The following is a 19,692-nucleotide window of genomic DNA, read 5'->3' on the forward strand; positions in this document are numbered from 1 at the left end:
GTGCCACCCCCTCTTCCCAATGCCGCACAGGAGAACACCTCATGATCACCGCCGATGCCCAGCAGCTTGAGCCGGGTGGCCGCATCACCGTCTATGAACTCGACGCCAGCAGTTTCGGCGCCGACAAGCTCTTCTTCCACGCGCACCTGCAGAGTGGCCTCATCTGGTGGCAGGGCCAGGAATATGGCCCCTGGCCGATCGAGGCCAGCGGCTTCGAGCGCACCAGCGACCAGCCGCCGAACCCGCGCCTGCGCGTAAGCAACATCGATGGCCGCATCACCGCCATGTGCCTGTTGTTCGATGACCTGGTCGGTGCACGCATCATCCGCCGGCAGACGCTGGCCAAGTACCTGGATGCCGCCAACTTCGAGGAAGGCAATCCCAGCGCGGATCCTGGCGAGCACTTCCCTGATGAAGTCTGGTTCATCGAGCGCAAGATCGGTGAGGACAAGCAGATGGTCGAATTCGAGCTGACCACCGCGATCGATCTCAATGGGCAGCAGCTGCCGGGCAGGCAGATCATCGCCGGCATGTGTGGCTGGCTGGTGCGTGGCGGTTATCGCGGCGCGTACTGCGGCTACAACGGTCCAGCGGTGGCCGACAGCGACGACGTCGCCACCGATGATCCGGCGCGTGACCAGTGCGGCGGTCGGGTACGCAGCTGCAAGCTGCGCTTCGGCCAGGACAAGCCGCTGCCCTATGGCGGCTTCCCCGCCGCGGGCCTGTTGCGCTCCTGATCGATCCCCTCCCGAATTCCACTTTCCAGGCCCGCCCGCGCGGGCCTTTTTCATGGGTGAAACATGCAACCGACAACCCTGCAGGCCATCCAGGCGCACGCCGTGGCCGAGTACCCGCGCGAATGCTGCGGGCTGATCGTGGCCATTGAAGGCCACGAACGCTATCTTCCCTGCCGCAACGTGGCCGCCACGCCCAGCGAGCATTTCCGCCTGCCCGCTGAGGACTATGCCGTGGCCGAGGACAAGGGCGAGGTGCTGGCCCTGGTGCACAGCCATCCCGATGCCGCCGCAACGCCGTCCGACGCCGATAGGGTCATGTGCGAGCGCAGCGGGCTGACCTGGCACATCGTCAGCGTCGGCCAGGTAACAGGCGAGGCACCGCTGTGCGGTGATCTGCAGACCCTGCATCCCACTGGCTACATGGCACCGTTGGTCGGTCGCCAGTTCGCCCATGGTGTGCTGGACTGCTACAGCCTGGTCCGCGATTTCCACGCACGCGAACTGGGCATTCCGCTGTCCGAGTACGAACGCCAGGACGACTGGTGGAGCCACGGCCAGGACCTGTACAGCCTTGAACGGCTGCACGCCGAGGGCTTCGACCTGATCGAGGGCGAGCCGCAGCGGGGCGACATGATCCTGATGCAGATCCGCTCGCCGGTCACCAACCACGCGGGCATCTACCTCGGCGACGGTCAGATGCTGCATCACCTGCATGGGCGCCTGTCCGAGACCGTGCCGTACGGCGGCATGTGGGCCGAGCGCACCCGCTGCATCGTCCGCCATCGCGGGGTGCGCCATGACTGACCGTCTTCGTACGATCCGCCTGTACGGCAAGCTGGGTGCGCGCTTTGGGCGCAGGTTCCGGCTGGCGGTGAACAGCCCGGCCGAGGCGGTGCATGCGCTGTGCACGATGCTGCCAGGATTCCAGCAGTACCTGATGGGCGCAAAGGCCAAGGGCATGGAGTTTGCCGTGTTCAACGGCCGGCAGAACCTGTCGCGGGATCAGCTGCACGACCCGCCGGGACAGGATGACATCCGCATCGCGCCGGTTCTGGTGGGCAGCAAGCGAGGGGGCGTACTGCAGACGATTGTGGGCGTCGTCCTCATCGTTGTTGGCGCCGTGGCATCGGCATGGGGATATGGAGCGATCGGCCAACCGATGATGAAGCTCGGTGTTTCCATGGTGATCGGCGGCATCACCCAGATGCTCTCCCCCCAGCCAAAAGGCCTGGGTGCCAAAGACACACCCGAAAACGCGCCCAGCTACAGCATGAACGGCACCGTCAACACGCAGGCGCAAGGCAACCCGGTGCCGGTCGCCTATGGCGGCCATGACACCAAGGGCATGTTCATCGGCTCGGCCGTGATCAGCGGCGGCATCCTGGCGGAGGACCAGTTTTGAATCAGACCACTCATCCCACGCCGCGCACGCGTGGCGCAGCCACGCCAGTGCTGGCGGGCGCCAAGAAGGGCGCGAGCAACGCCCGAACCCCGGTCGAAACCGCCGACAGCCTGCACTCGATGGCGGTGGCCCGCATCATCGACCTCGCCAGCGAGGGCGAGATCCGTGGCCTGGTCGCCGGGAAGCAGTCGATCTACCTGGACCAGGTGCCGATCGAGAATCCGGACGGCACGCTGAACTTCTCCGGCGTGGACGTGCAGACGCGTTCCGGCACCCAGGACCAGGAGCACATCAGCGGCTTCCCCTCCATCGAGAACGAAGTCGGGGTCAACGTCGAGCTGCGCAGCGATGCGCCGGTGGTGCGCACCGTGTCAGGTGCCGATCTGTCAGCCGTCCGTATCCGCTTTGCGGTGCCGGCGTTGCAGAAGACGAACACCGAGAACGGTGATACCGAAGGCTACCGGATCATGTACGCGGTGGATCTGTCCACCGACGGCGGCCCGTTCAGCACCGTGCTGACCGATGCCTTCAGTGGCAAGACCACCAGCCAGTACGAGCGCAGCCGCCGCATCGATCTGCCTGCCGGCAGCCAGTGGCAGGTGCGCATCCGCCGGCTGACCGCCAACGCCAACAGCAGCACTATCGCCGATACCATCAACGTGCTGTCGATGACCGAGATCATCGATGCCAAGCTGCGCTATCCGAACTGTGCGTTGGCGGCGGTGCAGGTTGATGCCAGCCAGTTCCAGAACATTCCCACCCGGTCCTACCAGCTGTGGGGCCGCATCGTACGCATCCCCTCCAACTACGATCCGCTCAGCCGTCTCTACAGCGGTGTGTGGGACGGTACCTTCAAGAGTGGCTGGACCAACAATCCGGCCTGGGTGTTCTTCGACATCGTCACCAACGATCGCTTCGGCCTGGGCCATCGTGTTCCGCTGGACTGGGTGGACAAGTGGCGGCTGTACCAGATCGCGCGCTACTGCGATGAACTGGTCAGCGATGGCCAGGGCGGCAAGGAGCCGCGCTTCACCTGCAGCCTGTATCTGCAGACCCGCGCCGAGGCCTATCGCGTGTTGCAGGACATCGCCACCATGTTCCGCGGCATCAGCTTCTATGCGGCGGGGCAGGTGATGGCCTCGGCCGACATGCCCAAGGACCCGGTGCTGACCTACAGCCAGGCCAACGTCATCGAAGGGCGTTTCCACTATGCTGGCAGCAGCCGCACGGCGCGGCACACGGTGGCCCTGGTGTCGTGGATCGATCCGGACGACTTCGGTCGGCAGAAGGTCGAAGTGGTCCAGCACCTGCCCGGCGTGGCCCGCTACGGCATCAACCAGACCGAGGTGACGGCGGTGGGTTGCCACTCACGTTCGCAGGCGCAGCGCGTGGGCAACCACATCCTGCATACCGAGATGCTGGAAACCGAGACGATCAGCTTCTCGGTGGGCCTGGATGCGCTGGGCTGCATGCCCGGTGATGTGATCCAGGTGGCCGACCCGAACCGCGCCGGCCGCCGCAATGCGGGTCGCATCCGCAGTGCAGGTGCGCGCAGCCTGGTGCTGGATCGCATGCCGGAACAGATCGCGGCCGGTGACACCCTGCGTGCCACCCTGCCCAGCGGGCAGACCGAAGCACGCACGGTGCAGTCGGTGGACGGCGAGACGGTGACCGTCAGCGCGCCCTGGTCGGCGGTGCCGGTGGCGCAGTCGGTCTGGGCATTGGAATCGCCGGAGCTGGCCCTGCAGCACTATCGCGTGCTGTCGATCAGCGAAGGCGAGGACCTGACCTATCAGATCACCGCGCTCAAGCACGTGCCGGGCAAGTACGCCGCCATCGACGACGGCACGCGCCTGGAGCAGCCGCCGATCAGCATCATCCCGCCCAGCGTGCAGCCGGCACCGGCCAACGTGCGGATGGCCTCGCATGTGGTGGTCGACCAGGGCATCGCTACCTCCGTGCTCACGATCGAGTGGGATGCTGCGGACAAGGCGATCGGTTATGACGTGGAATGGCGCCGTGGCGATCTCAACTGGGTCCGCGCTGGTCGCGTCGGGACGCAGAGCCTGGAAGTGCGGGGCGTCTACGCAGGCGAGTATCTGGCCCGCGTACGCGCGGTCAATGCGCTGGGCGCGGTGTCGCAGCCGACGCTCAGCGCGCTCACCACCATTGAAGGCAAGACGACGCCGCCCCCCTCGCTGGCATCGTTGACCAGCACTGCCCGCCCCTTCGGCATCACACTGTCCTGGGGCTTCCCCGCAGGTGCAACCGATACCGAACGGACCGAACTCTGGTACAGCACTGGCCCCAATCGCGAGAGCGCGATCAAGCTGGGCGACTTCGCCTACCCGCAGGCCCAGCACCAGATGAACGGCCTGGCCGCTGGCGCGCGCTTCTGGTTCTGGGGACGGCTGGTGGATCGAAGTGGCAACATCGGCCCGTGGTATCCGGCGCAAGCCGGGGTGATGGGTGAGTCCAGCAGCAACCCGGATGACTACGACGCCTACTTCGCCGGCCGCATCAACGAAAGCGCGCTGGGTCAACAGCTGAAGGGCAAGATCGAGCGCGTCACCGAAGTGCTGCCGCTGGTCTGGGATGCCTCGGCAATCTACACCCCGGGCCAGACCGTCATCCACGACGGCCGGATCTGGAGCTGGCAGGGCGCCGCTGCAGGCAACGAGACGCCGCCGGGCAGCCACTGGAAGAGCATCGGCGACGCGATCGCCGAGGCGGGCGCCATCGTCGGCCGTGTCGACCAGCTGGAAATGGACGTGACCGACGTCGATGGCAAGGTGGCTGCGCAGGGGCAGAAGGTCGATGGCCTGTTCGCCCAGGTCAGCGACCACAGTGCCGGCGAGGAGGACTACAACGTCGGCGAGAACGATGTCAGCGCCGGCGCCATCACCGTCTACAGCGTGATGGCCGAGAAGGACGCGGCACTGGCCAAGCGCGTGGACACGGTCGAAGCGTCCATCGAAGGTGTCCCAGGCAAGATCGAGGGCGTCAGCGCCGCGGTCCAGCAGGTCTCGCAGGCCGTGGTCAACCTGGATGGCAAGGTCAGCGCGACCTATACGGTCAAGGCGCAGATCACCAGCGCCGGGCAGATCTACATGGCCGGCATGGGTCTGGGCGTGGAGCAGCAGCCAGATGGCAGCTACCAGAGCCAGATCCTGATGCAGGCCGATCGCTTCGCGCTGATCAACGAGAGAAATGGACAGATCACCACGCCCTTCGTGGTCGAGAACGGCCAGACCTTCATCAGTCAGGCATTGATCGGGAACGGCAGGATCCAGAACGCGATGATCGGTGATTTCATCCAGTCCAACGCGGTGGGTGCGAGAGGGCAGCCACGCTGGCGGTTGGACAAGAGCGGCGCGATGACGATGACCGGCCCCGACAATGGTGGCTATCTGACCATCGTCAACAACGTGATCCAGGTATTTGATGCAGCAGGAACGCTGCGCGTGCAGATGGGGGTGTGGTAATGCCAGTCGGAATCCAGGTTTTCAATGCGGATGGCAGTCTGGGCTATGACCCGCAAGGCAGGTTGTTCCGCGTGCTTGCAAGCATCCAGTACAGCACGGTCGACGGCAGCGCAGCCTTCTCCCGGCAACCGGAAGATACCGATCTGACGGCGGTTGCCCGCGGCAGGTATGCCCCGGACTTCTCCATCGACGTGGCCTCCGGCATCGTCAGCTGGCGTCACGTCAATGTTCCCGCCAAGGACCGCTATCCCGGCATCGTCGAAATATGGGCCCGCTGATATGACTGCAGGAATCAAGATCATCAATGACTGGGGCACCGTACTGATCGACGATGCCTTCCCGACACTCGCCATGCTGGCTCAAGGCACTACCACGCTGGATGGCGAAGGAAGCAGGTACATCGGCAACCATGCCGGCATGGTTGCCGTGCGTTCGACCTCGGTGGTTGGAAGCCAGTACTACAATCAGATCGACGGCTATTCGGCTGGGCTGTATCTGTTTGGTCCGCCCGGCGCAGTGGTGCAGTGGTATGTGTACGCGCCACCGCAGGAGCCACCAAGCAATTTTGGACTGATCATCCGTGACGGTGCCGGCCGCCTGATGTTCGACGCAGGCCGGAAAGCCGCGCGGGTGGCTGGCCTTCGTTCTGCGTCGACACGGCCTGGCTGGCAGGGGAGCGCCCAGTTTGATCCTGGACGTGCCTGGGCAGTGATGCCCCTGGTTCACGCGTACGATTCGGCGAACACGTTCCAGCGATGGGGCGATCCGCAGGAATACCTGCAACACGAGGACGTAAGTGTTTCCGGAGGGGCGGTCAACGGTGGAACCATCACGTTCGGGATGACGCAGACGGCGCGGCGTACCTACGGCCCCTACTACGGACTACCTCTACCCACCCGGTTCACCTATACCGGGAACAATGCAGCCCTCGCGGTGCTTGATGTAACCGGCTACTAGTGTCGGCCATGCTGGCCGAGATCGGCCTGCTCGAGTTGATCGAACAGGTGGGCGGGGGCGGCGGCGGGCACTGACGCTTCCGCGTTCGCGTCTGAGACGACGCGCACGCATTCTGAAGCCGGTCAGGCACCTGAAACCGTCGCTGTCGTAGCATTGCCCGCGTGATGGGGCCGATGGACGGCCCCGCGTTGACGGGCCACGTGCCTGGATGCCAAGGAGATGCAAGCAATGCAGGGAACAAACCACCTTCCAGCGGCCCCCCGCGAAACGTTCGGCAGGGCCGGGGCCATCGCGCTTGCGCTGGCCCTGGGCCTCAGCCTGGCAGCATGCCAGGCCAAGAGCCCGGAGGCGGATACGGCAGCTGCCCCCGCGCCCGCCGCGCCCGCCACCGCATCGCCGCCCGCCACTGCAGAGCCTGCACGCGCAGCACCTGCCACGACAGCGGCCGATGCCGATGATCAGGACATGCCGCCGCAGCGCCCGGATGATTCCTACAACAAAGCCACGCTGCGGCCGCAGTACGCCACGTGCGTGAACTCCAGCGGCGGCGAGACCCCCGCACTGCAGGCGTGTGGCGATGAGGAGCTTGCCTGGCAGGAGCAGCGACTCGAGCAGGCCTTCATGAAGATCGTCGACGGTCCCGATGGCAAGGACAAGGACAGGCTGATGGACGAGCAGGCCGCCTACATGTCCGATACCAATCGCTACTGCAGCTGGAACCCTGCCGAAGACGGGCAGGGGCAGATGCTGGACGCGCAGTCCTGCCGGATCAATCGCACCGCCAACCGTGCCGACGTGCTGCAGGCACTGACCTCGAAGTAATTCCCCCGCAAAGGAGTGCAGGAAAATGGATGTTGTGACCCAGGCAAAGCAGGCAATGGACAACTGGCATCGCGGCCAGACGTCGGCGCATTTCGAAACCGGAGGTCGCGGCCCCGGCCACGTTTCCACCGGCAGGGGCGACCATGGCGGCGTGTCGTATGGCAGCTACCAGTACGCCACCAACGTTGGCGGCGTGGATGAGTACGTCGCCGCCTCGCGCTATGGCAACCGCTTCAACGGCCTGCAGGCAGGAACCCCGGCCTTCACCGAACGCTGGAAGGAAGTGGCGGCCGCCGATCCGGCAGGGTTTGCCAGGGACCAGCACGACTTCATCCAGCACAAGTACTACGACGTGCAGATGGGCCGCCTGAAGGATGTGGGCATCGATCTCTCCGGCCGTGGTGCGGCCGTGCAGGATGCGCTGTGGAGTACCTCGGTGCAGTACCGCGGCATGACCCGGTCGGTGTTCCAGAAGGGCCTGCAGCAGGCCTATGGCGAAGACTTCAAGCTGACTGAGCTGAGCGACGAGCAGATTGTCCGCGCGGTGCAGGACTACAAGCACGCCAATGTGCAGGTGCACTTCCAGAGCTCGCCCACCCTGTGGGATTCGCTGCGTGATCGTGCGCTCACCGAGAAGACCGCACTGGTCGGGCTGGCGCGCTACGACCAGGTCAACCACAACCCCGAGGCTTACCGGGGCAAGGATTACCAGCAGGTGTTCGGTGAACCTGAGCCCGGCCAGCGCGGCCAGCGTGCGGCCGCATCGGCGATGGCCGACGGCGTGCTGGCACCCGGCGAGCGCGGTACCGAGGTCCAGGCCCTGCAGGCCAAGCTGATCCAGGCCGGCCATACCGGTCGCAACGGGCAACCGCTGACAGCCGATAGCCACTACGGTGCCAATACCGAGCATGCAGTGCGCGAGTTCCAGCAGGCGCATGGGCTGACCGTCGATGGCAAGGCCGGCCGGCAGACCCTGCAGGCCCTGGATACGGCGGTACGCGAGCACACGCCGGCGCAGCCTGTGGCACCGGCCACGCCTGCACCGGTCACTCCTGCTGCGGCACCCGCGCCCGCGACTGCGCGGGAACCCGATGCCGCCGCCGCGCCCGGTGGCCAGCGCATCGTCGTGGTCGAACCCTTTGGCAACGGCAGCAGCAACCGCACACTGCGCCATGGCACCAGTGGCGAGGATGCCTATCGCGAACTGAAGATCCATCACCCCAACACCAATGCCGAGGCCGTGCGCACCGGCAATGCCGCCAAGGCTGACCGCCCGTCGGCCATGGTCGAGGGCGAACTGGAAACGGTACGGACCCGCGGTGATCGCAACGGCATCCCGCTGGTGCACAAGGATCTGATCCTGAGCAATGCGCGCGGCGACCGGGAGGTGATGATTCCCAATCCGGTCGCCGGGTATGTCCAGGTCAACAATGACAAGTGGAATTCGATCAGCATCTGGAGCCATCCGGCCGGGCATCCGCAGCGCGAACTGGTCGGGCAGGTGCTGCACGGTGCGCGTGGAACCACCCCTTACAAGACCGGTGATTTCGTCGAGTACGGTGCGCCGTTGATCCGCCAGTCCGATGCCGGTACCCCGGGTGCCGTGCACGCGCATATCGAGCTCGAGCCCGATCAGTACCGCAGGTTCCTGGGTGACATGCTCAACGACCGCATCACCCTGGGCGGCAAGGTCCACGCGCAGGGCCCCGAGGCCGCGCAGGCCGCACGCAGTGCACAGCAGGCGCCGATGGCCGATGGCGTGCTGAAGCAGGGCGAGCGCGGCGATGAGGTCAAGGCCCTGCAGGGCAAGCTGGCGGCGCTGGGCTACGCCGGGGCCGACGGCAAGCCGCTGCACGCCGATGGCGTGTATGGCAAGGACACCTTTGCAGCGGTCAAGCAGTTCCAGGCCAACAATGGCCTGGACGACGATGGCAAGGCCGGCCGCAAGACCCTGGCGCAGGTGGATGCGCCCAACGCGGTGAAGGCCGGTATCGCGCCGGCGGCACCGGCCCAGGCCGAACCTGCAGCGCCGGCCAGCATGCGCAACGCCGGGCATGCCGACAACGCGCGCTTCGGCCAGGCTTTGGACAGGCTGCAGGCGCTCGAACAGCAGCGCGCCCAGGCCGGCCTGAAGCCGCTGTTCGCCAACCCGCAGGAAGCCGAACGAGCGGCTGGCCAGCTGGCCTACGAAAGCAAGGTGTCCGGCATGCGCCAGATCGACCATGTCGTGGCCCGCCCGGACGGCACCGGCCTGTTCGCGGTGCAGGGCGAGCTGGGTGACCCGGCAGCGCAGCGGACCTTCGTCGACCGCCAGCAGGCGGTGTCGCACTCGGTCGAGGCCAGCAGCCGGCAGAGCGAAGCGCTGGACAGTCAGTTCAACCAGCGTGCGCAGGAACAGCAGCAGGAACAGGTTCGCAACCGCGGGTTGTAAGCCACGCGGTGTCCCCGGGGCCGGTCGAGCGGCCAGCCCCGGAGCCACCCGCCGCCATTCAGCCGTCCGGTGTAAACTATTGATCTCACTGGCAATGCCAGCCTCCGCGATCAACACCCCGATGACGTCCGCCACCGCCCGTTACGCCGATTCCCTGCGCCTGTCCGTTGCCCCCATGATGGACTGGACCGATCGCCATTGCCGCGTGTTCCATCGCGTGCTGGCACCGGGTGTGCGCCTGTACACGGAAATGGTGCACGCCAACGCGGTCATCCACGGCGATCGCGCGCGCCTGCTCGGCTTCGACCGCAGCGAACAGCCGCTGGCGCTGCAGCTGGGGGGCAGCGATCCCGCGCTGCTGGCGCAGGCTGCGCGCATCGCTGCCGACTGGGGCTACGACGAGGTCAACCTCAACTGCGGCTGCCCGTCCGACCGCGTGCAGGCCGGGCGCTTCGGCGCCTGCCTGATGCGCGAGCCGAGGCTCGTGGCCGAGTGCGTGGCGGCGATGGTCGATGCCGTCGAGATCCCGGTGACGGTGAAGTGCCGCCTGGGCGTGGACGAGGACAACGACTACGACGTGTTCGCCGCCTTCGTCGACCGCCAGGTCGCCGCAGGTGCCGCGATGGTGGTGGTGCACGCGCGCAACGCGTGGCTGAAGGGCCTGTCGCCGAAGGAGAACCGCGAGGTTCCGCCGCTGAAGTACGACTGGGCCTACCGGCTGAAGCAGGAGCGCCCGGCGCTGCCGGTGGTGCTCAACGGCGGCCTGGCCAGCGTCGAGGCGGTGCAGGCGCAGGCCGCGCACGTCGATGGCGTGATGCTGGGCCGCGCGGCCTACCACGACCCCTACCTGCTGCATCAGCTGGAGGCGCTGCAGACCGGCGCCCCGCTGCAGGCCCGCGGCGACCTGCTGCGCGCGCTGCGCCCCTACGTGGAAGCGCGCTTGGGCGAAGGCCTGGCGCTGAAGCACATCACCCGCCACCTGCTCGGCCTGTTCCATGGCCAGCCCGGTGGCCGCGCATTCCGCCAGGTGCTGAGCGAGGGCGCACACCGCCCGGGCGCCGATTGGAGCCTGGTCCAGCAGGCGCTTGCCGCGACCGAACGCGACGCTGATCGCGCCGCAGCGTGACCGCTGTCACATTCCTGACTTGACAAGGCGCGGCGATTCGTTCCGAATGTTCACCTAGCTGAACATCGCGGGGTCGCGGCCGGAAAAGTTCAGACCGGATTCACTGCCCCAAACCAAGAATTTGCAAAGGATTTGTAAAGCGCCGGGCCCCGAACCCAGCATCCGGATTTACGACTTTTGAACGAATCGCCGTGCTCGGCTAGGATCGCATCGATGTCTTCCGCTCCCTTCCATCGCCGCATTGCCCTGGCCACCTGCGTGGTCCTGTCGGCCGTGCCGCTGTCGTCGGCGCTGGCACAGCAGCCGCCGCGGGGTGAGCAGGGGCGTGCGGAGATGATGGAGCGGGGCGAGCGCGGCAACCGTGGCGACGAGCGTTCGCTGTCCGATGCCGTGCGCCGCGTGCAGCGCACCACGGGTGGTCACATCCTCGGTGCCGAGCGCGTGCCGTTCGATGGTCGTGATATCAACCGGGTGAAGTACATGGACGACCGGGGCCGGGTCCGCTACATGGACGACCCCGCCCCGTCGCGTTCACAGCCGCGCACGCCGCGGTCGGATATGTCATCACTACGCGGCGATAACCCCTGAACAGGGATAGTTGTCGCTATCAACCCGTACCCCACAGGCCTCCGGGCCACACCCAGGACACTAGGGAGAGTTCATGCGTATCCTTCTGGTCGAAGACGAAGCCCCGCTGCGTGAGACCCTGGCAGCCCGGCTCAAGCGCGAAGGCTTTGCCGTCGATGCTGCGCAGGACGGCGAGGAAGGCCTCTACATGGGGCGTGAAGTTCCGTTCGATGTCGGCATCATCGACCTGGGCTTGCCCAAGATGTCGGGCATGGAGCTGATCAAGGCCCTGCGTGATGAAGGCAAGAAGTTCCCGGTGCTGATCCTGACCGCGCGTTCGAGCTGGCAGGACAAGGTCGAGGGCCTGAAGCAGGGTGCCGACGATTATTTGGTCAAGCCGTTCCACGTCGAAGAGCTGCTGGCCCGCGTCAACGCGTTGCTGCGCCGCGCCGCCGGCTGGAGCAAGCCGACCCTGGAATGCGGCCCGGTCGCATTGGACCTCGCCGCCCAGACCGTCAGCGTGGCCGGCAGCAATGTCGACCTGACCAGCTACGAGTACAAGGTGCTGGAGTACCTGATGATGCATGCCGGTGAACTGGTCTCCAAGGCCGACCTCACCGAGCACATCTACCAGCAGGACTTCGACCGCGACTCGAACGTGCTGGAAGTGTTCATCGGCCGCCTGCGCAAGAAGCTGGACCCGGATGGCGAACTGAAGCCGATCGAGACCGTGCGCGGTCGCGGCTACCGTTTCGCGATCCCGCGCAACGAGGGCTGAGCCGGCTCACCCTGGCGATAACACGATGTCCGGCCGTCTGTGGTTCTTCCGACGCTGGCGGCCGCGCTCACTGCAGGCGCGCCAGATGCTCGCCGCGTCCGTGGGCCTGGTGGCGTTCCTGGCCCTGGCCGGTTACGCGCTCGACGCCGCCTTCGCCGACACGGCGAAGGCGAACCTGCGTGAGCGCCTGAAGAACTACGCCACCTCCTACGCGGCCGGCATCGACTTCACCCGCGACCGCTCGCTGTACATCCGCGAGCAGCCGCCGGATTCCCGCTTCGACGTGCCCGGCAGTGGCCTGTACCTGCAGGTGGTGATGCCGCACGGCAAGGGCAATTCGATGTCCGCTGAAGGCCCGATGCTGCCCACCGTGGGCGGCGGCCTGCTGGCACCGCGCCAGGAAGTGTTCGAAGGCCCGCTGCCGATGATCCAGATCGACGGCAGCCAGGGCTCGGTGTACCGCTATGGCCTGGGCCTGGTGTGGGGCGCCGATGCCGACCCCGCCACCGAATTCCCGTACACCATCTATGTGATGGAAGACTCGCGCGCGCTGGGTGCCCAGCTGCGCGTGTTCCGTGGCCGCGTCTGGTTCTACCTGGGCGGCATCGGCCTGATCCTGCTGCTGCTGCAGACCGTCATCCTGCAGTGGAGCCTGCGCCCGTTGCGCCGGGTGATCACCGAGTTGACCAAGGTGCAGCGCGGCGAGACCGAGCGCATGAGCGAGCGCCACCCGCGCGAGCTGGAACCGCTGACCGACAGCATCAACGCCTTCATCGAAAGCGAGCGCGAGAACCTCGAGCGCCAGCGCAACACCCTGGCCGACCTGGCGCACAGCCTGAAAACGCCGATTGCCGTGTTGCGCACGCAGATGGACAGCGGTGCCGGCGACGGCGCGCTGCGCGAAGAACTGGACGTGCAGTTGCAGCGCATGAACAACCTGGTTTCGTACCAGCTGGCGCGCGCGGCCTCCTCGGGCCACAAGCTGTTCTCCGCGCCGCTGCCGATCGAGTCCAATGCCGAGGAAATCGTGCGTGGGCTGGAAAAGGTCTACGCTTCCAAGGGCGTGCTGTGCGAATTCGATATCGATCCGGCCGCACGCTTCCACGGCGAACCGGGCGACCTGCAGGAACTGCTCGGCAACCTGCTGGAGAACGCCTTCAAGTGGGCCAACCGCCGCGTGCTGCTGACCGCGCAGCCGCTGCCGGCCCCGAACGCGCGCCGCGCCGGCCTGCTGCTGGCGGTGGATGACGACGGCCCGGGCATTGCCCCGGACGACATCGGCAAGGTGCTGCAGCGTGGCGTGCGTGGCGACGAGCGCGTGCAGGGCCACGGCATCGGCCTGTCGATCGTGCAGGACCTGATCAAGGATTACCGCGGCGAACTGACCGTGGGCCGTTCGGCCGAACTGGGCGGCGCCCGCTTCGAAGTGCGCCTGCCGCCAGGGCCGTAAGCCTCGTTGATCGGTAGTGCTGGCCGCTGGCCGGCAACCAAGCAATGCCATCGAAGATCATGAGGTTGCCGGCCAGCGGCCGGCACTACCGCATTGCGATCCTGGGCGGCTCGCCGTAGAACCGTCGCAGCTGCGCCGCCACCTCCGGCAACGCCTGCTGCAGCAGATCCGGTGCCGAGAAGTGGTACTCGCTGGCCACCGCGAAGAACTCTTCCGGCGCCTCGGCCGCATACGGATCGATCAGCGTCTCTTCGCCTGCGTCCACCTGCGCACAGAACGCGTCGTAGGCGCGCTGGAACGTGCCCGCCCACTCGCGCTGCCATTCGCGCGGCAGCGGCGGCGTACCATCCATCGCACCATCGAGCGCATCCAGCTTGTGCACCATCTCGTGCACCGCCACGCAGTAGCCCTCGTGCGGCGCCGCCAGGTCGGCCTGCACATCGGCCCAGGACAGGATCAACGGACCGCTGTCCCACGACTCGCCGATCAGCTCGTCATCCCACTCGTGCAGCACGCCAGCCGCATCCATGTGGCTGCGGTGCACGCGGAAGGCATCGGGGTAGACGATCAGCTGCGACCAGCCCTCCAGCCCCACCTCACCGAACGCCAGCAGCGGCAGGCAGCACAGCGCGGCCAGCAGCACGCCGTCACCGGCCTGCAGCTGCAGCTCACCGATCGGGGTGATGGTCTTCTCGTGCAGGAAGCGCGTGGCCAGTACGCGCAGGCGCGCGCGGCGTTCGTCGTCCAGTCCGTGCAGCCAGGCCGCGCGGCGGCAGGCATGTTCCCACAGTGCATCGTCGATCGGCCGCGGCGTAGGCCGCAGCCACTGCAGCAACGACTTGATCAGCGGAACATTCCCGGCAGGTAGCTGTGCCACTTCGGCGCACGGATGCGCTGCAGCACGTCATCGTCGCTGCCGCCGCCCCCGGTGCTGGTGGCACTGCTGGCCGCAGGGCGTACCGGTGTCGGCTTGGTGGTCGCAGCCGAGGCAGTCGCGGTCGGCGCGCGCTGCGAGGCGGCATCACCGTTGGAGGACACGCAGGCGCCGCGGCTGTCGTCCAGCGCTGCCGTCGCAGACGCCGCGAAGGGCATCATCAGCAGGATCAGGCAATGGGCATAACGGCGCATTGACGACATCCACGTTAAGGGAGGGTGAGTTCCCGATTCTAGCCCGAACCCGGCGCCCCGTTGGAAGCCCCCGCGGAACCCAGCGTGGCGGGCGTCGCTGGCGGCTTTCCCGCATAATTCCTGCCTGACTTCGTGGAAGCTGCCGTGGACGATCGCCAATTGCTGGCCAAACTCGCTGCCGGTCGCCTGTCCGGCGACGCCCTGGCCCGTGAGCTGGGCCAGACCCGTGCGGCTATTTGGAAGCGTATTCAAGGGCTTAGGGCCGCCGGTGTGGATGTCGAGGGCCGTGCCGGCGAGGGCTATGGCCTGACCCGCCCGGTTGACCTGCTGGACCCGGCGGCGATCCGTGGTGGCCTGCCGGCCGGGGTCCTGCCGCTGCTGCACGACCTGCAGGTGGCCTGGACGGTGGACTCCACCAACGCTGAATTGCTGCGGTGCAGCGCGCCCCAGCGCGGGGTCAGCGTGCTGCTGGCCGAACGCCAGACCGGTGGCCGTGGCCGTCGTGGCCGCACCTGGGCCTCGCCGCTGGCCGCGCATATCTACCTGTCGGTGCTGCGCCTGTACTCCGGTGGCCTCGGCCGCCTGGCCGGGCTGAGCCTGGTGGCCGGCATCGCCGTGGCTGAAGCGCTGCACGACCTGGGCTATGCCCAGGCACAGCTGAAGTGGCCGAACGACCTGATCGTCGATGGCAAGCGCAAGCTGGTCGGCCTGCTCGCAGAGGGCGGTGGCGAATACGCCGGCCCGGCGCGCGCGGTGATCGGCATCGGCATCAACACGCACATGCCGCCGTCGTTCGCCGAGCAGATCAGCCAGCCGTGGGTGGACCTGGACACCCTGGCCGGGAAGCCGGTGGACCGCAACGTGGTCGTTGCCGCCGTGCTGGCCCGTCTGCTGCCGGCGCTGGAGGAATTCGATCGCGAAGGCCTCGCTCCGTTCCTGCCGCGCTACGCCGCCTTCGACATGCTGGCCGGCCGCGAAGTACGGGTGGAACTGGACGGGCAGTGGCAGCACGGTACCGCGCTTGGCCTGGCCGATGACGGCGCATTGCGCGTGCGCATCGATGGCCAGGAGCGCCTGCTGCACGCCGGCGAAGTCAGCGTGAGGGCAGCATGAGCGATTGGTTGTTCGACCTCGGCAACTCGCGCTTCAAGTTCGCGCCGTTGCAGGGTGACCGTGCCGGTGACGTGCAGGCCTGGGCGCATGGCGCCGAAGGCATGGCCGGGCAGCCACCGCACAGCCTGCCCAGCGGCCGCACCGCGTTCGTGGCCAGCGTGGCCGCACCGTCGCTGACCAGCGCCATGCTGGACCAGCTGCAGCGCCGCTTCGAGCATGTGCATGTGGTGCGAACCAGCGCCGAATGCGCCGGCGTCCGCATTGCCTATGCCAAGCCGGAAAAGTTCGGCGTCGACCGCTTCCTGGCCCTGCTGGCCGCAGCCCAGGCGCAGCGCCCGGTGCTGGTGGTCGGCGTGGGCACCGCACTGACGATTGACCTGCTTGACGCCGACGGCCAGCACCACGGTGGCCGCATTTCCGCATCGCCCACCACCATGCGCGAGGCATTGCACGCCCGTGCGGTGCAGCTGCCGGCCACTGGCGGCGACTACAGCGAGTTCGCCAACGACACCGCCGATGCGTTGGCCTCCGGTTGCGATGGCGCCGCGGTGGCGCTGATTGAACGCAGTACGCAGCAGGCGCACGCGCTGCTGGGCGTAGCGCCCTCGCTGCTGGTGCACGGTGGCGGCGCACCGGCACTGATGCCGTTGCTGCCGGGTGCCGACTACCACCCCTCGCTGGTGCTGGATGGACTCGCCCGCTGGGCGGTGCACCAGCCCGCAGGCTAGTATCCGCGCATGCTGACCCGTGCCCTGATCGTCGTACTGGCCGTTCTCAATCTTGGCGTCGCCTGCTGGTGGCTGCTGCGCGATGCACCGCAGAAGCCTGCGCCGCCGCCGCAACCCGCTGGTGTGGCCGAGCTGCGCTGGGTGCCCGGTGGCGCGGATGCCAATGCCGCAGCCGAGGCCACCGCCGCCGCCCCGACCGCACCGCTGATGGAGCGCGAACCGGCCGCGAAGACCGCAGTGGCTGCGACGCCCGCACCCGCGCCGGCCGTGCCGGCCAAGCCGGAAATTCCCAAGCCGCAGACGGCTGACGCTACGCCGGTTGCTGCCGCCGCCAAGCCGGCAACACCGCCTGCCCCCGTTCCGGCACCGGAAAAGCCCGTAACCCCGCCCGCGGCCGCCGAGCCGCCGCGCTGCGTCGCGCTGGGTCCGTTCGCCGACCGCGCCGCCGCGACCACTGCGCAAGGCAAGGCCGGCGCGCTGCTCAGCCAGGCGCGCCTGCGCGAACAGCCCGCTGCCAGCGGCAGCGCCCGTTACCGGGTGATGCTGCCGGCCGCCGCCAACCGTGATGAAGCGCAGGCCACCGTGAAACGTATCGTCGCCGCCGGCCTGAGCGACTACTACATCATCAGCCAGGGGGAGGAGGCCAACGCCGTGGCGCTGGGCCAGTACCGCAATCGCGAAGGCGCCGAGCGCCGCATGGCAGCGGTGCAGGCCGCCGGCTTCCAGCCGCGCCTGGTGGCCAGCGGCGACGCCGGCCAATGGTGGCTGGAAGGACAACTGGCGGCGGGCACGCAGCCGGCCCAGGCCCAGCAGCGCAGCGGGGCGGCACAGAGCCGGTCGCTGGACTGCACGCGGTTGCGCTAGAATCCCCGGACCGCGGCACTGCCGCCGGTGCACCACCCATGCCGCTTTAGCTCAGTTGGTAGAGCAACTGTCTTGTAAACAGTAGGTCATCCGTTCGATTCGGATAAGCGGCACCATCAAACTCCAGTTGTGCAGCTCGACACGGCGGCGCAGTAATCGGTCGAGCACTGCTCCCTGCTGCGTCTCTCCCCTTCTTTTCCTTCCTTGCTGTTATCTCATCTTGCACCTGACGAGGCGCGTCCCACCTGCCTGTGCGCGTGCTTCGTGGTTGATGCGCGTTTCTCGTAGTTGAAAATGTGTAGCCAGTAGGCTACATTTTTTCCATGAAGATCCAGCGTACCCGTCAGTTCGCGACATGGATTGACGCTCTCAAGGACGTAACTGCACGCGCTCGCATCTTGGCCCGCATCGGTCGGCTCGCCGAAGGCCATCCGGGTGATCACCGCTATCTGGGGGACGGTATTTCCGAACTGCGTATCGATGCAGGGCCGGGCTACCGCCTGTACTACACCCAGCGCGGCAGGCAGTGGGTGATTCTTCTGGTTGGAGGCGACAAGGTTCGCAGCGGCGCGATATAGAGACGGCCAAGGAGATTGCACGTGCCCTGTGAGCGTCGAACCGGCTGTAGTCGAAACGAATCAATACCGAAGTACTGGAGCTGTTCCATCATGGCCACTAAGAAAAAAGTCGAACTCAAAGCAATTGATGTGGCCGAACATCTTCGGACACCCGAAGAAATGGCCGCCTATCTCGACGCCTGCATCGACGAAAGCGACGGCGATTCGGCATTCATCGCTAAGGCGCTGGGCGATATCGCCCGTGCCCAAGGGATGAGCAAGGTCGCACGTGCGGCGGGTCTGTCGCGGGAGAGCCTGTATCGCGCACTGTCCGGCGAGCGCAGCCCCGATTTTTCGACCATCCTGAAGGTGACCCGGGCACTTGGTGTGCGATTGCACGCCAGAGCTGTGTAAAGCATCAGGGCATTTCGCTCAAGCTTGGCCATCTCAGAAAGTCTGGCGCGAACAGGTTCAATCAAACCGGATGATGCGGATCAACCCCTTTGTCGAGGATCCGTCTCCGAAGGCGGCCACCGTGCCACAGGGGAATACCTCTTTCGCACCGTCGTGGTTGATGAATGAGATCGTGCAGTGTGCCCGCGTTCCCGGCGTGATCCGGGTGATGCCGCAGTCATTCAAGACGAAGCCGTACCATATAAGTTCAGGGCTTATCGAAAGCGCCATGGGGCGCGCGGTGGAGGCGATCATCTCGGCAACAGCGCCGCCGCGCGAATCCACTTCGTCCAGCCGCAGCTCAACGAGAACAGGCTTCAGGTTTGGATAGGGTGTGCTCATTCCAGCAGCGGGTCTGCCTGATTCGCTAGCCTGGGCAGTGACGTTGTGAACCTGTGCATTGGGGATCTCAATGTTCTGCATTACTGAGCCCCACCCACCTGCAGCGCCACATACTCCGCCAGCCCCCGGCAGGCCAGCATCAGCCCCTCGCGCACACCGTCGCCGATATCGTCTTTCTCTTCCCCGTCCACGCGCACGCGTTCGGCGGCGTGATATAGCTCCAACAGCGACACCAGACCCACCGCAGCGCGATCCCGGCGTGCGGCGGCCACGGCCTGGCCGGGTGTGCTGGCGGGCCCCGTCCACGGCTGTCCATCGGCGGTGTCCCCGGCCTGGATGCGCTGCAGGCAGCCGGGCAGGTTGATTGGCGCGGGCGCCTCGTTGGCGGCAGCGAAAGCGGCTTCCAACGGCTGCGCCAGTTCGGGTGGCAGGCGCAGCGCGGCCTCGCCCAGGGTGGCGGTCAGGTACGGGTGATGGATCTTGGGCATGCGGGCGTCCTCGTCGGCAACAGAGGTGCCACCCGAAGAGGGTGGCGGGCGATGCGTGGCTTCCAAGACCGGAAATCGATGAGCCGGTGGGCACGGGGCCCCCACGCACCGCCCGCCGTCGATCGGCGAACGGATTGCCAGCCGGCGCCGCTCTGGGAAGACGGCGCCGGCTGGCAAGCGTATACAGCTTCGATTAAACGGGCTTGGAAGTCCCGGCCACCCTTGCAGGTGGCGATTCATCATGCGCACGTGAAATCACCGCCT

General features: G+C 66.8%; 20 protein-coding genes, 1 tRNA gene and 1 pseudogene. 18 read left to right on the plus strand and 4 right to left on the minus strand.

Annotated elements, in window-relative coordinates:
* Positions 1 to 41: 41 nt before the first annotated feature.
* The 12 genes from AC5JLE_RS07740 to AC5JLE_RS07795 all read left to right on the plus strand — a co-directional run bounded on the left by AC5JLE_RS07740 (position 42) and on the right by AC5JLE_RS07795 (position 13,755).
* Positions 42 to 737: a phage minor tail protein L gene (locus AC5JLE_RS07740; protein WP_014645608.1), complete on the plus strand. Its 696-nt coding sequence runs from the start codon at positions 42 to 44 to the stop codon at positions 735 to 737.
* A gap of 63 nt (positions 738 to 800) precedes the next feature.
* Positions 801 to 1,541 (plus strand): C40 family peptidase, encoded by a 741-nt coding sequence (locus AC5JLE_RS07745; protein WP_032956266.1) that lies wholly within the window; start codon positions 801 to 803, stop codon positions 1,539 to 1,541.
* Positions 1,534 to 2,139 (plus strand): tail assembly protein, encoded by a 606-nt coding sequence (locus tag AC5JLE_RS07750; protein WP_041862966.1) that lies wholly within the window; start codon positions 1,534 to 1,536, stop codon positions 2,137 to 2,139. The genes AC5JLE_RS07745 and AC5JLE_RS07750 overlap by 8 nt, the downstream gene beginning before the upstream one ends.
* A complete protein-coding gene (locus AC5JLE_RS07755) occupies positions 2,136 to 5,624 on the plus strand; it encodes a TipJ family phage tail tip protein (RefSeq protein WP_241884577.1) in 3,489 nt (1,162 codons plus the stop codon). Before AC5JLE_RS07750 ends, AC5JLE_RS07755 begins: the two co-directional genes overlap by 4 nt.
* A complete protein-coding gene (locus AC5JLE_RS07760; RefSeq protein ID WP_049405458.1) occupies positions 5,624 to 5,902 on the plus strand; it encodes a hypothetical protein in 279 nt (92 codons plus the stop codon). The genes AC5JLE_RS07755 and AC5JLE_RS07760 overlap by 1 nt, the downstream gene beginning before the upstream one ends.
* Position 5,903: 1 nt before the next feature.
* On the plus strand, positions 5,904 to 6,581 hold the full coding sequence (locus AC5JLE_RS07765; protein ID WP_032956264.1) for a hypothetical protein: 678 nt from the start codon (positions 5,904 to 5,906) through the stop codon (positions 6,579 to 6,581).
* Positions 6,582 to 7,046: 465 nt separating this feature from the next.
* Positions 7,047 to 7,403: a lysozyme inhibitor LprI family protein gene (locus AC5JLE_RS07770; protein ID WP_065428057.1), complete on the plus strand. Its 357-nt coding sequence runs from the start codon at positions 7,047 to 7,049 to the stop codon at positions 7,401 to 7,403.
* A 25-nt stretch (positions 7,404 to 7,428) separates the two neighbouring features.
* Positions 7,429 to 9,834: a VgrG-related protein gene (locus tag AC5JLE_RS07775; protein WP_496065177.1), complete on the plus strand. Its 2,406-nt coding sequence runs from the start codon at positions 7,429 to 7,431 to the stop codon at positions 9,832 to 9,834.
* Between the two features lie 94 nt (positions 9,835 to 9,928).
* Positions 9,929 to 10,960 carry a tRNA dihydrouridine(20/20a) synthase DusA gene (gene dusA / locus AC5JLE_RS07780; protein WP_496065178.1) on the plus strand — a complete coding sequence of 344 codons (1,032 nt, stop codon included), beginning with the start codon at positions 9,929 to 9,931 and terminating at the stop codon, positions 10,958 to 10,960.
* A gap of 213 nt (positions 10,961 to 11,173) precedes the next feature.
* Entirely contained in the window at positions 11,174 to 11,548 is a 375-nt protein-coding gene (locus AC5JLE_RS07785) for a hypothetical protein (protein ID WP_014645619.1), read from the plus strand.
* A gap of 73 nt (positions 11,549 to 11,621) precedes the next feature.
* Positions 11,622 to 12,305, plus strand: a complete 684-nt coding sequence (locus AC5JLE_RS07790) for a response regulator transcription factor (RefSeq protein WP_004136763.1) — start codon at positions 11,622 to 11,624, stop codon at positions 12,303 to 12,305.
* A 25-nt stretch (positions 12,306 to 12,330) separates the two neighbouring features.
* On the plus strand, positions 12,331 to 13,755 hold the full coding sequence (locus AC5JLE_RS07795; protein ID WP_014645620.1) for an ATP-binding protein: 1,425 nt from the start codon (positions 12,331 to 12,333) through the stop codon (positions 13,753 to 13,755).
* A gap of 85 nt (positions 13,756 to 13,840) precedes the next feature.
* On the opposite strand, the gene AC5JLE_RS07800 is transcribed toward AC5JLE_RS07795, so the two are convergent.
* Both AC5JLE_RS07800 and AC5JLE_RS07805 read right to left on the minus strand, forming a co-directional pair.
* Entirely contained in the window at positions 13,841 to 14,632 is a 792-nt protein-coding gene (locus AC5JLE_RS07800) for a M90 family metallopeptidase (RefSeq protein ID WP_195840011.1), read from the minus strand.
* Positions 14,599 to 14,883, minus strand: coding sequence for a hypothetical protein (locus tag AC5JLE_RS07805; protein WP_046428091.1), 285 nt, complete (start codon positions 14,881 to 14,883; stop codon positions 14,599 to 14,601). The genes AC5JLE_RS07800 and AC5JLE_RS07805 overlap by 34 nt, the downstream gene beginning before the upstream one ends.
* Positions 14,884 to 15,027: 144 nt before the next feature.
* Here AC5JLE_RS07805 and birA point away from each other — a divergent pair, with 144 nt between their 5' ends.
* The 6 genes and pseudogenes from birA (at position 15,028) to AC5JLE_RS07835 (ending at position 18,559) form a co-directional block, all read left to right on the plus strand.
* Positions 15,028 to 15,996: a bifunctional biotin--[acetyl-CoA-carboxylase] ligase/biotin operon repressor BirA gene (gene birA, locus AC5JLE_RS07810; RefSeq protein WP_046428093.1), complete on the plus strand. Its 969-nt coding sequence runs from the start codon at positions 15,028 to 15,030 to the stop codon at positions 15,994 to 15,996.
* A complete protein-coding gene (locus AC5JLE_RS07815) occupies positions 15,993 to 16,724 on the plus strand; it encodes a type III pantothenate kinase (protein WP_496065179.1) in 732 nt (243 codons plus the stop codon). The genes birA and AC5JLE_RS07815 overlap by 4 nt, the downstream gene beginning before the upstream one ends.
* 9 nt (positions 16,725 to 16,733) lie before the next feature.
* Positions 16,734 to 17,588, plus strand: a complete 855-nt coding sequence (locus AC5JLE_RS07820; RefSeq protein WP_496065180.1) for an SPOR domain-containing protein — start codon at positions 16,734 to 16,736, stop codon at positions 17,586 to 17,588.
* Between the two features lie 40 nt (positions 17,589 to 17,628).
* Positions 17,629 to 17,704 (plus strand) — tRNA-Thr (locus tag AC5JLE_RS07825).
* Between the two features lie 207 nt (positions 17,705 to 17,911).
* Positions 17,912 to 18,198: pseudogene (locus AC5JLE_RS07830) on the plus strand (type II toxin-antitoxin system RelE/ParE family toxin).
* 58 nt (positions 18,199 to 18,256) lie between these two features.
* Positions 18,257 to 18,559, plus strand: a complete 303-nt coding sequence (locus AC5JLE_RS07835) for an addiction module antidote protein (protein WP_197557639.1) — start codon at positions 18,257 to 18,259, stop codon at positions 18,557 to 18,559.
* 57 nt (positions 18,560 to 18,616) lie between these two features.
* On the opposite strand, the gene AC5JLE_RS07840 is transcribed toward AC5JLE_RS07835, so the two are convergent.
* Together AC5JLE_RS07840 and AC5JLE_RS07845 are read right to left on the minus strand one after the other, a co-directional pair.
* Positions 18,617 to 19,021 carry a hypothetical protein gene (locus AC5JLE_RS07840; protein WP_496065181.1) on the minus strand — a complete coding sequence of 135 codons (405 nt, stop codon included), beginning with the start codon at positions 19,019 to 19,021 and terminating at the stop codon, positions 18,617 to 18,619.
* Positions 19,021 to 19,428: a hypothetical protein gene (locus AC5JLE_RS07845; protein WP_197557638.1), complete on the minus strand. Its 408-nt coding sequence runs from the start codon at positions 19,426 to 19,428 to the stop codon at positions 19,021 to 19,023. The genes AC5JLE_RS07840 and AC5JLE_RS07845 overlap by 1 nt, the downstream gene beginning before the upstream one ends.
* Between the last annotated feature and the right edge of the window lie 264 nt (positions 19,429 to 19,692).

The organism is Stenotrophomonas sp., assembly GCF_059505245.1.

What these genes read in the sequence shown, in the direction of transcription:
- AC5JLE_RS07790 (WP_004136763.1), top strand. Translation starts at nt 11,622, where the DNA reads ATGCGTATCCTTCTGGTCGAAGACGAAGCCCCGCTGCGTGAGACCCTG.
- AC5JLE_RS07795 (WP_014645620.1), top strand. Translation starts at nt 12,331, where the DNA reads ATGTCCGGCCGTCTGTGGTTCTTCCGACGCTGGCGGCCGCGCTCACTG.
- AC5JLE_RS07835 (WP_197557639.1), top strand. Translation starts at nt 18,257, where the DNA reads ATGGCCACTAAGAAAAAAGTCGAACTCAAAGCAATTGATGTGGCCGAA.
- AC5JLE_RS07745 (WP_032956266.1), top strand. Translation starts at nt 801, where the DNA reads ATGCAACCGACAACCCTGCAGGCCATCCAGGCGCACGCCGTGGCCGAG.
- dusA (WP_496065178.1), top strand. Translation starts at nt 9,929, where the DNA reads ATGCCAGCCTCCGCGATCAACACCCCGATGACGTCCGCCACCGCCCGT.
- AC5JLE_RS07845 (WP_197557638.1), bottom strand. Translation starts at nt 19,428, where the DNA reads ATGCCCAAGATCCATCACCCGTACCTGACCGCCACCCTGGGCGAGGCC.
- AC5JLE_RS07740 (WP_014645608.1), top strand. Translation starts at nt 42, where the DNA reads ATGATCACCGCCGATGCCCAGCAGCTTGAGCCGGGTGGCCGCATCACC.
- AC5JLE_RS07785 (WP_014645619.1), top strand. Translation starts at nt 11,174, where the DNA reads ATGTCTTCCGCTCCCTTCCATCGCCGCATTGCCCTGGCCACCTGCGTG.
- AC5JLE_RS07820 (WP_496065180.1), top strand. Translation starts at nt 16,734, where the DNA reads ATGCTGACCCGTGCCCTGATCGTCGTACTGGCCGTTCTCAATCTTGGC.
- AC5JLE_RS07840 (WP_496065181.1), bottom strand. Translation starts at nt 19,021, where the DNA reads ATGCAGAACATTGAGATCCCCAATGCACAGGTTCACAACGTCACTGCC.
- AC5JLE_RS07760 (WP_049405458.1), top strand. Translation starts at nt 5,624, where the DNA reads ATGCCAGTCGGAATCCAGGTTTTCAATGCGGATGGCAGTCTGGGCTAT.
- AC5JLE_RS07750 (WP_041862966.1), top strand. Translation starts at nt 1,534, where the DNA reads ATGACTGACCGTCTTCGTACGATCCGCCTGTACGGCAAGCTGGGTGCG.
- AC5JLE_RS07805 (WP_046428091.1), bottom strand. Translation starts at nt 14,883, where the DNA reads ATGCGCCGTTATGCCCATTGCCTGATCCTGCTGATGATGCCCTTCGCG.
- AC5JLE_RS07765 (WP_032956264.1), top strand. Translation starts at nt 5,904, where the DNA reads ATGACTGCAGGAATCAAGATCATCAATGACTGGGGCACCGTACTGATC.
- AC5JLE_RS07815 (WP_496065179.1), top strand. Translation starts at nt 15,993, where the DNA reads ATGAGCGATTGGTTGTTCGACCTCGGCAACTCGCGCTTCAAGTTCGCG.
- AC5JLE_RS07775 (WP_496065177.1), top strand. Translation starts at nt 7,429, where the DNA reads ATGGATGTTGTGACCCAGGCAAAGCAGGCAATGGACAACTGGCATCGC.
- AC5JLE_RS07770 (WP_065428057.1), top strand. Translation starts at nt 7,047, where the DNA reads ATGCCGCCGCAGCGCCCGGATGATTCCTACAACAAAGCCACGCTGCGG.